The organism is Kineosporia sp. NBRC 101731 (assembly GCF_030269305.1).
Taxonomy (GTDB): Bacteria; Actinomycetota; Actinomycetes; order Actinomycetales; family Kineosporiaceae; genus Kineosporia.
This window is the reverse complement of sequence record NZ_BSTC01000017.1, coordinates 113,473-125,631: the sequence shown is the minus strand read 5'-3', so window position 1 is coordinate 125,631 and position 12,159 is coordinate 113,473. Positions and strand designations below refer to the sequence as shown.

Genomic DNA, 12,159 nt, shown 5'->3' with positions numbered 1-12,159 from the left:
TTCGTCCGTCCGGCCGCCGATGCATGTCGGTTGCGGCGCGATGAGCGGAGCCCGGGAGACTGGCCGGGCACCCACTGGGTGCGGGCAACGGCGAATGATGACGAGCAGGGCAGGAGCAAGGCGATGACCGAGACGACCGGAACGGCCGGGACGGCGAGGACGGTTGACACCGCGGTCACGAAGGACGCCGAGGTCAAGGGGGATGCTGTGGCCGGTCAGGGTGCTGTGGCCGGTCAGGGTGCTGCGGTCGGCAAGGACGGGGCCGACGCTGTGGAGGCCGGGAACAGCGCTCCCCGGCAGGTGGATCCGCCGGAAGACCGGTACGCCGCCGAGCTGGAGTTCCTGGCCGCGTTCGACGACGGTGCGCGTCCACCGGGCTGGAAGCTGACGCCGCGCGCCGTGGTCACGTTCGTGGTCGGCAGTGAGCGTCCGCTGTCGCTCCCGAAAGGCCGTGAGCGGGAGGGGGTGCCGCAGCGCCTGACGATCTCGGAGAAGTTCGTCGGCGAACGGGCCCTGGTCGAGCGCTGCGTGGTCACGCTCGCGGGAGAACGTGGCCTGTTGCTGGTCGGTGAGCCCGGAACCGCGAAATCCATGGTTTCCGAGCTGCTCTCGGCAGCCGTCTGCGGCACCAGCGGACTGGTGGTGCAGGGTACGGCGGGCACCACGGAAGACCAGCTGCGGTACGGCTGGAACTATGCGGCGCTGCTGTCGCAGGGGCCCAGCCGGTCGGCCCTGGTGCCGTCCCCGGTGATGAGTGCGATGTCGGCGGGTGCTGTGGCCCGCGTCGAAGAGGTCACGCGCTGTCTCCCAGAGGTGCAGGACTCGCTGGTCAGCATCCTGTCCGACCGGCGGATCGCGGTGCCGGAGCTGTCCGGTGCCGATGCGGCTGTGCACGCCGCACCCGGGTTCTGCCTGATCGCCACGGCCAACCTGCGTGACCGTGGGGTGTCGGAGATGTCGGCCGCCCTGAAACGGCGTTTCAACTTCGAGCAGGTGCACCCGATCGCCGACATCGAGATGGAGACCGCCCTGGTGCGCCGTCAGGCCTCGGCGGTGCTGGAGCGGGTGCAGGCGCCGTTCACAGTCGACGACTCGGTGCTCGAGGTGCTGGTCACCGCCTTCCGTGACCTGCGTAACGGCAGCACCGTCGAGGGCTGGGAGGTGGAGCGCCCGTCCACCGTCATGAGTACGGCCGAGGCAGTGTCGGTCGCGGCCGCCCTGGGGCTGGCCGCGGCCTACTTCCCCTCCGGGCGCGACGTGCTCTCCCTGCTGCCGGGCCACCTGCTCGGGGTGGTGCGCAAGGACGACCCGGCCGATGCGGCCCGGCTCCTGGGTTACTGGGACGGCGCGGTGCGGCGGCGGGCCGAGCGCGGCGGACGGCTCTGGCGTCAGGTCTGGGAACTGCGCGACCGGCTCGAAGGGTGAGCTGATGGCCCGCCAGAGGCAGACACAGGTGGAGCCGGGATCGTCCTTACCGGGTTCGTCCCGTCCCGATTCGTCCCGTCCTGGTTCGGCCCCGCCCGATGCGGATCTGTCCGGTTCGGGTCTGCCGGAACCACAGGCCGCGGTGGCCGGGATGGTCGCCGCGCGGCCCTATCTCATCGGGGTGCGGCACCACTCGCCGGCTCTGTCCGCGGTGATCCCGGCGCTGCTCGAAGAGTTCCGGCCGCAGGTCCTGCTGATCGAGATGCCGCCGCAGTTCGCCCGGTGGATGCCGTGGCTGGGGCATCCCCGCACGGTGGCACCGGTCGCGCTGGCGGGTTCGGGGGAGCCCTTGCCGTTCTACCCGTTCGCCGACTTCTCCCCGGAGTTGGTGGCCGTGCGGTGGGCGGTGGAGCAGGGGGTGGAGATCGTGCCCTGCGATCTGCCCCTGGCCGACGTCGGCTGGGGTGAGCGGGGAAGCCGGGGACCCCGGAAGAACGCGATGGCCGACGGCGGTCCGCAGGCCCCGGAACCTGCTCGTGAGGAGCTCTTCTCACGGGCGTTGCGCCGGTCCCAGACAGGCCGCGACGGTGATGATCTGTGGGACCGGGTCGTCGAGGCGCCGGCTCCGGGTGCGACGCCCGAACAGGTGCGGCGTGCGGCACTCGCGGTGGGCTGGGCGATGCGCGCCGACGAGGCCCGGGACGGCCGGGTCGCCGGAGTCGACATGCGGCGCGAGGCCCAGATGCGAGCCGTCGTCGCCGATCAGCTGCGCCGTACGCCGGATGCGCGGATCGCGCTTCTGGTCGGGGCTTTTCACGCCCCGGCGCTGGTGGACGGTGACGGGATCGACCCGGCGGGGCGGAACCGGGCGGCGCCGCTCGATGGGCCGCGTCCGGTGCCCGACGTGACGACCAGCCTGATTCCGTACGCAGATCCGTTGCTGGACAGTCGTTCCGGCTATCCGGCAGGCATCCGGGACCCGCGGTGGCAGGCCGAGACGGTGAAGGCGGGAGGCGACCCCGCGCGGGTCTCGTCGGCGGCGGTGCGGATCGCCGTGGAGGTGTGCGCCGGTGTCCGCGAGGGCGGGCACCCGGCCGGCCCGGGGGAGGCACGCGAGGTGGTGCGCCTGACCGAAGACCTTGCGCGGCTGAGGGGCCTGCCCGCCCCCGGACGCAGCGAGATCGTGGAGGCGCTGACCTCGGTCCTGGCCCAGGGCGAGATGCTCGGCCGGGGCCGGGTGGTGGCCCAGGCGATGGAGAAGGTGCTCGTCGGGGAGCGCCGCGGACGCCTGGCCCCGGGCACCCCCAGGTCGGGTCTCGGGCCGTCTCTGGAAGCTTTGCTCAAAGAGCTGAAGCTGCCGAATCCCGATCAGCCGCATCGTAAGGAGCTTCGCCTCGATCCGCTGCGCAGCCCGCTGGACCGGCGTCGCGAGGTCACCCTCCAGCGCACCCAGGCCTGCGGCATCTACTACGCCCTCCCGGCCGACGTGCAGGGTGTCGGGACGGCGGCCGCGCTCACCACCCTGTGGCTGGCTGAGTGGACCCCGTCGTCCGCCGCGCTGACGGAGATCGCCGGTCTGCTGGGGGTGACGCTGGAACAGGCGTCCGAGGGAACGCTGCGCCGGCAGCGCGAGCGGGAACGGGCCGACGGCGGCAGCACGGCCCAGCAGGTGCTCGACGGGCTCCTGGCCGCGGCCGGGTGCGGACTGCCGGGCCTGACCGCCGACCGGCTGGACGACACGGCCCGGGTACTGCCCGCCACGGCCACCCTGCCCGAACTGCTCGCCGGGCTCGACCTGCTGAGCCGGCTGGAACAGAACACCGTGCCGGGTGTGGCCGGCCACGCTCTGCCCGATCTCGCCGTGGTCGTGGAAGAGGTTCATACGGCTGCGATCCGGCAGGTCGACGGCCTGGCCGGTTCCAGCGACCCGGCCGACGCCCGCGCCCTCCTGGCCCTGGTGGTGCGCCACGACCGGCTCGGCACCGGGATGCGTCTGGATGCCGCGCTGAAACGCCTTGCGACCGAGGGCAGTCCACTGATGCGGGGCGCCGGGGCCGCAGTGCGGGTGCTGCTCGGGCTGGACGACGCCGCCGGACTCGGCGACCGGGCCGCGGCCTGGCTCGACCTGGACGCCCCGATCGAACTGACCGCCCGGTTGTCCGGGCTGCTCATCGTCGCGGGGCCGTTGCTGGAGGCCGGCGGTGACGTGATCGACCCGCTGCTGGCCCGGCTCGAGGTGATGCCGGACGACCTGTTCCTGCGTCGTCTCCCGGCGGTTCGGGGCGGTTTCGACGTGCTCACCCCGGCCGCGCGGACCCGTCTGCTGGCGGCGGTGGAGGCCCGGCTGGACGACCGGCTCGACCTGGTCATGACCACCGATCCGGTGTTGCTCGGACGCTGGGCCCAGGCCGACGCCCACGCCCTGGAAGCGCTGCGTGAGCGGGGGCTGGCCTCCGTCGTCGCACTGGCCCCGGCCGATCGCTGGCGTCTGGTGCTCGGCCAGAAACAGGGCCAGTTACAGGGGCAGGCCAAGCGGTACGGCCAGGCCCTGGACGAGCTCTACGGGCAGGGACGGGGCGAGGGCTCCGGCGGTGACCTGGGCGGACCGGGCGCCGGCGACGGTCCGTCCTACCCCGGCGTGCGGGAGTGGTCGGAAGACCTGACCCAGCTGTTCGGGGCCACGGTGCGCGAGGAGGTGCTCGCGGCCGCGGCGGCCGGCGGACGTGTCGACGCCGCGCTCGCCATCGACCCGGCCTCGGCCAGGCCTTCGGTCGAACTGCTCACCAGCGTGCTCTCGCTAGCCGGTGCGCTGCCCGAGCGCACCGTGGCCCGGCTGCGTCCACTGGTGGCCAAGGTGGTCTCCGATCTCACGCAGGAACTGTCGCGCACGCTCACCCCCGCGCTCACCGGCCTCACCTCGTCCCGGCCGACCCGTCGTCCCGGGGGACCGATCGACCTGCACCGCACGATCCGGGCGAATCTGAAGACGGCCCGCTATCTTCCGGACGGTACCCCCACCGTCATCCCGGAGCACCCGGTGTTCCGCACCCGCAGCAAGCGCACCACCGACTGGCGCATCATCCTGCTCGTCGACGTCTCCGGTTCGATGGAGGCGTCCACCGTCTGGTCGGCCATCACCGCCGCCGTGCTCTCCGGTGTGCCCTCGCTGACCACGCACCTGCTCGCCTTCTCCACCGACGTCATCGATTTCACCGGCGTGGTCAGCGACCCGCTGTCGCTGCTGCTGGAGGTCTCGGTCGGGGGCGGCACATCGATCGCGACCGGCCTGGCCGCCGCCCGCGAACTCGTCACCGTGCCCAGCCGCACGATGGTCGTGGTGGTCAGCGATTTCGAGGAGGGGGGCTCGATCGGCCCGCTGCTGGCCCAGGTGCGGCTCCTGGTCGACGCCGGTGTGCACGTTCTCGGGTGTGCGGGCCTGGACGAGACCGGCGCGGCGAGGTACAGCGTCTCGGTGGCAAGCCAGCTGGTCGGTGCCGGTATGCCGGTCGCCGCACTCAGCCCGCTCGAACTGGCCCGCTGGGTGGGGGAGCAGGTGCGATGAACCTTCCCCCGGCCGATCCGGAACTGGTGGCGGCAACCGTCGCCGGTCTGCCCGCACGGTTGCAGAAACGTCTCGACGCAACGGTTTCAGGATCTTCTCAATGGACATACGCGGACGGGGCCGTCGACCTCGGTGGCGCCCGGGTCACGCTGGAGCCCGAGGGCGGGGCGCTTCGTAGGCCCGAGAACGTCTTCTGTGATTGCCTTCTCGCGCCGGTATGCCTCCACCGCGCCGCGGTTCTGAGCGTTGCCCCCGTGGCCGATCCGGCGCAGGAGGGGCCGTTCGGGGAAAGGGATCTGGTGGAAGGGGAGTCGTCGGCCGCCTCCGGCGATCCGGAAGTTCCTGGGGTCGCCGCCGTACCGCTTCCTGAAACTTCCGGTCCTGCAGCCGTTGATACCACGGCACCGGGATCTGCGGCGACCGCGCCGGTGGCAGCAAGACCGGCCGGTGCTACGGGGGAGTCTGGTCCGGCGGCGACGGAGCCGGTTCCCTCGAAACCGCCGAAGTCCTCGAAAGTCGCAGCGCCGGATCCCGTCGGATCGGGATCCGTTGCACCGGATTCGGTCACGGCCGGAACTGGAGTCACGGTCGGAACTGGAGTCACGGCCGGAACCGGAGTCACCGCCGGAACCGGAGTCACCGCGGCCGGGCAGCTCACGCCGGCGTCCACCTCGATCCCCACTGCGCCGTCCCTCATGGCGTCCGCTCCCGCGGTCTCCACCCCTGTAGGGGCCGTCTCGGCGGCCTCTGCTCCCACGAAATCCACGGCCGAGACCGCGGTGACCACAGCGTCCGTTGCTTGGAAACCATCGGAACGTGCTGCCGCCCAGATGATCTGGGACGCTGCTGGTCGCCTTCTCGAGGCCGGGACCGCAGGTGCCGGTGCGGCTTTGCAGGGGCAGTTGCTGGCCGGGGTGCATCAGGCGCGACTGCGGGCACTGCATCGTCTGGCCTCGTCGGCGACCCGGGTGGTGAGCGCGGTGCGGGCGGCCCGGGCGGACGACGCCTCGTTCTCCTTGCCAGGGCTGACAGCCGATCTGCTCGAGGTGCTGTCCGTGGCGTACGCGGTGTCCACCGGTACGGGTGATCCAGCGGACTGGCGGGGAACGGCCCGCACAGTCTACAGCGGGGTGGGTGGGCTGAGACTGGCCGGGTTGTGCCTGGAACCCGTGATCAGCTCCGCCGGGTATGCCGGGGTGGTCGTCTGGCTGACCGATGCCGAGGGCCGGATGTGGTCGGTCTCCGACGTCAAACCCGGTGACGCGGAACGTGTCATGTCCTCGGCCGCGGGGCCGGTGGCAGTCGGGGAGACCGGGTTGTCGCACCGGGACCTGTCGCGGGCGGGAATGATCATGTCGTCCGCCACTGCGAACCCGGAGGGTCGCCTGGGCAGTGGCAGTGGGGTGCGGGCCGTGCGTGCGGCCGGGGTGGGATGGACCGAACCACAGCTCCTGAGCCGGTTCGGTGCGCTGAACACGGGTACCGGTCCGGCGAACGCGGGTGATCGCAGGCCGCGGCTGCTCGCGCTCACGGTGTGCGGCGACGACCGAGACGCCTTGCTGGCCGTGGACGACGAGGGTCAGGGGGTGCGGCTCGTCGGGCCGGTGGGCGACCGGCACCGGATCCACCGCGACAACCTGCGGCTGCTCGCCGGCAAACCGGGCCTGCGGATGCTGGCGGTCGCACGGCCCCCGACCGGTGACGTCAACGGTTTCGCCGCTCCGGCGAGCTTTCTCGGGCTGCCGGGCACCCTGGAACTGATCGCGGTCGGAGGCGGTGACCTGCGGCTGCCGGCCGGTCTGGGCGGACATGCCGATCTCGGCTTCGACCGTCTGTCGTCGCGTTTCCTGCGTCCGTCGGGCCCACCACCACCGTTCCCGGCGACCGGTGAGGTGGCCGATCCGCTCCTGGCCTACCGGAGGCGTCTGGAACGGGTGGTGTCCGGAGGGCGGCGCACGCTGTCCGTGCCCGGTGTTCCCCGCGAGGTGCGCTCAGAGGCCGCGATGCTCCGCCGCGACCAGCTGGCCACGGCAGCTGTCCTGCTGGAGCGGCTACTCGATGCCGCACAGCCCGCGGAGCGGGACGTGTTCGGCCGGCTCGCCACCGAGACCGGGGGCGACCTGGCCCGGGCCTGGCTGGCTGCCGGTACCTATCAGCGTGAGCTTCTGGCGGCGCCGTTCTGAGCGGGCCCGGGGTGGGCCGGGTTGAGGTGAGGGGGGTCGGGCTGAGCGGGGTCGGGGTGCGCCGTGAATGGCCGTGCTGACGGGCCGGCATCTCCTCGTGATGTCGTCGAGGCCCGAACGCGTTCGGATCGGGTGGTGATGGCCGGAGGTGGTCGATCGCTTGGTTCGTGATCGAGCGGTTCGCCAGACCGGAGCCGGGAGGGTTCGCATGATCACGCACGAGGACGGGGCGGGCCTTCGCGGTCGTCACAGGACCTGGCTGTTTCGCCGGTATCTGCTGGTGGCGGCGCATCCGGAGGTCACCCGGCGGTGCCGTGCCGATCCCCGCACGACCGTGACGTGTCTCTTGGCTACGGCGGTAACCGAGGCAACAGGCCCTAGACTGCGGGCATCGTGACGGAGTTGAGCAGCAGCCCTCAGGTGAGGGCGGACCGACGGCAGCCCTCTGAGGCCACCGCAGCCACTCAGGTCACTCCAGCCCCTGAGGTGTCTGGAGTGGACGAGGCCGTAGAGGCGCCCGAATCTGGCGAGACCGTCACCCGGGAAGCGGGATTTTCGTCCCGCTGGTCGCTGCAGACACCGGGCATCGACATCTTCTGGCCGATTCTCGCTGTGGTGCTGACCACGTTCGTGATCGTCGTGTCGACGGTCGCGCACTCGTCGATGGCCGCGGTCGGTGCGGGCAGCCCGCGCACCGACTGGACCTCGTCACCGACGCCGACGGCCGACGCCCCGTTCGTCGTCGTGCAGATCTCCAGCCGGCCCACCCGGGCCCAGGCCCAGGCCGAGGCCCAGGAGCTGCGGCGCGCCGGGCTGGACGCCGGGGTGCTGAGGTCGGACCTCTACGCCCCGATGAACAAGGGCTGGTACGTGGTCTACGTGGGCCCGTTCCCGGACACCGCCGAGGGCCGGGCCAAGGCCGAGGCGATCACCCCCGGCATCAAGGACTCACTCGTCCGTACTCTCCAGCGGCGCTGACAGCCCCACGGCGGGCAGGACCACCGTGTCGATGAGGTGGATGATCGACTCCCGCGACGGCGCCTGCTGCTCGTACATCGCCCGGTACATCGCCATCGCCGGGCCCAGCGACGACAGCAGCTCGACATCGACGTCGGGGCGGATCTCGCAGCGGTCGATCGCCCGCTGCATGACGACGCGGTAGGACTCGACGCGTGGCTTGACCATGATGTCGGTGAGGGCCTCGAACAGCTGGGGTTCCTGCGACATCATCGATGCCACACCGATCATGATCTTCAGGTGGCGGTTGCTGTCGGTCACGGCCTTGGGCTTGACCATCGCGACCAGGTCGCCGCGTAGCGTGCCGGTGTCCGGCGGGACGTACGTGCCGTCCCGCTCCTGGGGCAGCGGCCGCTTCATGCAGGCGATGGCGTCCACCACCAGTTCGGCCTTGGACGACCAGCGGCGGTAGAGCGTGGCCTTACCGGCCTTGGCCCGCGTGGCCACCATGTCGACGGTCATGGTGTTGTAACCGACCTCGGCGAGCACGTCGAGCGCCGCGTCAAGGATGTCCTGATCGCGGGAGTGATCGCGCTTGCGACCGAGCCGCGCAGGTTCGGCATCTCTCGCGGTCTCGGTGGTCATGGCCGTGGCACCTCTGTCTCGTTGTCGGTCCAGGACGTTGTCGCCCTCGGTGAGGACAACGACGCCCTGCGGCAAATCGTACCCGGGTGGTGCTGGATTCGCCTGGTTACGGAACTCACACGTACCGGAACTGATTATTCCCGGAACTTATTGGTTTCGGAACTGAAGAGTCTCGTATATGGTTGCCGTCATGTCCCAGACCGCACCGGCGACGCCGTCCGCCTCCTCAGCCCGCTGGCTGACGCTGACGACGGTCGCGTTCGCTCAGCTGATGGTTGTGCTGGACACGACCGTCGTGAACATCGCACTGCCGTCCGCGCAGCTCGACCTCGGTTTCTCCGACGGCGACCGGCAGTGGATCGTCACCGCCTACTCGCTCACCTTCGGCAGCCTGCTGCTGCTCGGTGGCCGGCTGTCCGACCTGATCGGTCGCCGCCGCACCTTCATCACCGCGCTCATCGGCTTCGCCGCGGCGTCCGCGCTGGGTGGTGCCGCGCCGACATTCGGCCTGCTCGTCGCGGCGCGCGCCCTGCAGGGTGTCTTCGGTGCGCTGCTCGCGCCCACCGCGCTGGCCGTGCTGGCCACCACCTTCACCGACCCGGTGGAGCGTCGCCGGGCCTTCGGCATCTTCGGTGCCATCGCCGGTATGGGTGGTGCCATCGGCCTGCTGCTCGGCGGCATCCTCACCGAGAACCTGAACTGGCGCTGGAACCTGTACGTCAACTGCGTGATCGCGGTCATCGCCGTGATCGGGGCGCTCTTCTTCCTCCCGCACGTGCACCGCACCGGGCCGCGTCCGAAACTCGACGTGCCCGGCACCGTCCTGGTCTCCGGCGCCCTGTTCGGTCTGGTCTACGGCTTCTCCCACGCCGAGAACAACGGCTGGGCCAACGCCGTGACCATCGGCCTGCTGGTCGGCTCGGTCGTGCTCGGCACCGCCTTCGTGTACTGGCAGACCCGCGCCGAGCACCCGCTGATGCCGTTGGCGATCGTGCTCGACCGCAACCGCTCGGCGTCCTACCTCTCGGTGCTGCTGGCCGGTATCGGCATGTTCGGCATCTTCCTGTTCCTCACCTACTACCTGCAGCTCACGCTCGGGTACACGCCGATCAAGACCGGGCTCGCGTTCCTGCCGATGATCGTGGCCCTGGTGTTCACCGCGCAGATCGGCAGCAACTTCCTGCTGCCGCGGTTCGGCCCGCGCATCATGGTGCCCTCAGGCATGATCTTCGCCGCGGTCGCCGCGTTCTGGCTGACCGCGCTCGACCTGAACAGCTCGTACTGGCCCGGCATCGTGATCCCGCTGGTCCTCATGGGTATGGGATTCGGCCAGATGATGCCCGCGGCGATCCAGACCGCCACGCTGAACGTCGACCCGCGCTTCGCCGGGGTGGCCTCGGCGCTGGTCAACACCGGCCAGCAGGTGGGTGGTTCGCTCGGCACCGCGCTGATCAACACCTTCGCGGCCTCCGCCGGGACCGCCTACCTGGCCTCGCACCAGCCCGCTACGCAGCAGGTTCTGGCGCAGGCACAGATCCATAGCTACAGCACGGCCTACGCCTGGGTCGGGGGGTTCTTCGTGGCCGGCGGAATCCTCGCCGCTCTCATGTACCGCTCCCGTAGCGCCAACGCCCAGGTCACAGCCACGACCGGTGCTGCCGCGGAAGACGCCGAGCCAGTGATCATGCACTGACCAGAGGCAAGTAAGGCACGGCATCAGTAAGCCAGGTCGCTCGGTAGGAGCGGTCAGGCACGTGAAGTCCTCGGTCCGCGTCTGCGGGCCGGGGACTTTCGTGTGTGTGGGGGCGAGAATGCCCACGCTCTCGCCCGAGCCGGTTGGAGACCCGCAGGCTCACCGAGCCCTCCGGGACGCGTGCGGTCGCGCCGCTGACGGGAGCGGGCATGATCGCGAACAACGCAGCGCCAAGGAACCGGGCCCGGATCACACCAGGGAAGAAGGAACGTTCTGAGGGTTTGACGCGTCACCAGGCAAGGCACAGAAGCACACGGCGCTGCCAAGAGGCGGCCCACGGAACGGGTGGGAGGATCACGACATGGCACCCGCGCCCCGGGACTGGTTCAGCAAGCAGTTCGGCGACACGTTCGACGAGAAGGCCCGCGAGATCGGCCGGTTCAACCTGGCTATCTTCGGCAAGACCGGCGTGGGCAAGAGCACGCTGGTCAACGCCATCTTCGGGGAGGATGTGGCCGAGACGGGCATCGGTCAGCCGGTGACCCAGGGCAGTCATCTCTACATGCACGCGGACGGGCACTTCGGCGTGCTCGACACCCGCGGCCTGGAGATCGGCACCGACGACGAGACCATCCTGTCCGAGCTGGAGCAGTACATCCGGCAGATGCGCCGCCAGCCGCAGGCCGAGCAGGTGCACGTGGCCTGGTACTGCGTGAGGGCGGGCGACCGGCGGTTCGAGGAGACGGAAGAGGCCTTCATCCGGGGGCTGGACCGGCTCGGGCTGCCGGTGATGCTGGTACTCACCCAGGTGCCGATGCGCGACGGCCGTCACCACCCCGACGCCCTGGCCCTGCGCGACGTGATCGCCGAGCGCGACCTGCCTCTGGCCGCGCAGCCGATCTTCCTGACCAACGCCAAGTCCGACGACTTCGCCGGGCTCGAGGCCCACGGGCTGCAGGAACTGCTGGATGCCACGTTTCTCGTTGCCCCGGCAGGAGTTCAGGAAGCGCTCGTGGCTGCGCAGAAGATCGACCTGAAGCGCAAGCGTGAGCTCGCGGACAAGGCGATCCGCGCCGCGGTCGGAGCGGCCGCGGCGGCCGGAGCCACCCCCATTCCGTTCGCCGACGCCGCGGTGCTGGTACCCATCCAGCTCACGATGATGGCCACGATCTCGCACATCTACGGTGTCGGGGTAGACCGCGCCACGGCCGCCGCCCTCGCAGCCACGGCAGCCGCCACGGCGGGTGGCCGGTCCCTGGTCACCAGCCTGATCAAGACGGTGCCGGGGGCCGGAACCCTGGTGGGCGGCGGCATTGCGGCCGTGGTCGCCTCCGGCGTCACCTGGGCCGTCGGTCAGGCCTGGACCACGGTCTGCTCGCGCCTGTCCCAGGGCAAGCTCACCGGTGTGTCCGGTGCCCTCGACAGCGACGCGATCCGGGAGCTCTTCCTCGACGAGTTCCGCGGCAACATGCGCAAGAAGCTGCCGGGCGGTTTCAAGACCTTGGACAAGTAGGCGCAGATCACGCCCAGTTCTGCAGAGCAAGAAAGCGGTTCAGGGTCGGCAGATACAGCTGCCGCCGAGCTCGAGGTCGTCTCGTCGGCGTGGGCGAGGAACGTCGTCAGGGGCCTCTGATCCCGGGCATCGATCCGCGCTGCAGAGGCTGCAGAGTATGCAACCGGACGATGTCAGCGAT

General features: G+C 70.6%; 7 protein-coding genes. 6 read left to right on the top strand and 1 reads right to left on the bottom strand.

Annotation, left to right across the window (positions count from 1 at the left end; all coding sequences use genetic code 11):
• Positions 1 to 123 precede the first annotated feature (123 nt).
• The 4 genes from QSK05_RS31990 to QSK05_RS31975 all read left to right on the top strand — a co-directional run bounded on the left by QSK05_RS31990 (position 124) and on the right by QSK05_RS31975 (position 8,148).
• Positions 124 to 1,425 (top strand): ATP-binding protein, encoded by a 1,302-nt coding sequence (locus QSK05_RS31990; protein ID WP_285601133.1) that lies wholly within the window; start codon positions 124 to 126, stop codon positions 1,423 to 1,425.
• A 4-nt stretch (positions 1,426 to 1,429) separates the two neighbouring features.
• A complete protein-coding gene (locus tag QSK05_RS31985; protein ID WP_285601132.1) occupies positions 1,430 to 4,987 on the top strand; it encodes a DUF5682 family protein in 3,558 nt (1,185 codons plus the stop codon).
• A gap of 830 nt (positions 4,988 to 5,817) precedes the next feature.
• Positions 5,818 to 7,170, top strand: coding sequence for a hypothetical protein (locus QSK05_RS31980; protein ID WP_285601131.1), 1,353 nt, complete (start codon positions 5,818 to 5,820; stop codon positions 7,168 to 7,170).
• A gap of 495 nt (positions 7,171 to 7,665) precedes the next feature.
• On the top strand, positions 7,666 to 8,148 hold the full coding sequence (locus tag QSK05_RS31975; RefSeq protein ID WP_285601130.1) for an SPOR domain-containing protein: 483 nt from the start codon (positions 7,666 to 7,668) through the stop codon (positions 8,146 to 8,148).
• Here QSK05_RS31975 and QSK05_RS31970 read toward each other — a convergent pair.
• Complete coding sequence (locus QSK05_RS31970; protein ID WP_285601129.1) at positions 8,119 to 8,772, bottom strand: TetR/AcrR family transcriptional regulator; 654 nt, start codon at positions 8,770 to 8,772, stop codon at positions 8,119 to 8,121. The genes QSK05_RS31975 and QSK05_RS31970 overlap by 30 nt on opposite strands.
• A 190-nt stretch (positions 8,773 to 8,962) precedes the next feature.
• Between QSK05_RS31970 and QSK05_RS31965 the strand changes: the two genes are divergently transcribed.
• Entirely contained in the window at positions 8,963 to 10,465 is a 1,503-nt protein-coding gene (locus QSK05_RS31965; protein WP_285601128.1) for an MFS transporter, read from the top strand.
• Between the two features lie 361 nt (positions 10,466 to 10,826).
• The gene (locus QSK05_RS31960; protein WP_285601127.1) at positions 10,827 to 11,978 is read left to right on the top strand and encodes a GTPase family protein; all 1,152 of its coding nucleotides are present in this window, start codon (positions 10,827 to 10,829) and stop codon (positions 11,976 to 11,978) included.
• Positions 11,979 to 12,159 lie beyond the last annotated feature (181 nt).

Coding starts and splice junctions, on each gene's coding strand:
- QSK05_RS31990 (WP_285601133.1), top strand. CDS start 124: ATGACCGAGACGACCGGAACGGCCGGGACGGCGAGGACGGTTGACACC.
- QSK05_RS31985 (WP_285601132.1), top strand. CDS start 1,430: ATGGCCCGCCAGAGGCAGACACAGGTGGAGCCGGGATCGTCCTTACCG.
- QSK05_RS31980 (WP_285601131.1), top strand. CDS start 5,818: ATGATCTGGGACGCTGCTGGTCGCCTTCTCGAGGCCGGGACCGCAGGT.
- QSK05_RS31970 (WP_285601129.1), bottom strand. CDS start 8,772: ATGACCACCGAGACCGCGAGAGATGCCGAACCTGCGCGGCTCGGTCGC.
- QSK05_RS31965 (WP_285601128.1), top strand. CDS start 8,963: ATGTCCCAGACCGCACCGGCGACGCCGTCCGCCTCCTCAGCCCGCTGG.
- QSK05_RS31960 (WP_285601127.1), top strand. CDS start 10,827: ATGGCACCCGCGCCCCGGGACTGGTTCAGCAAGCAGTTCGGCGACACG.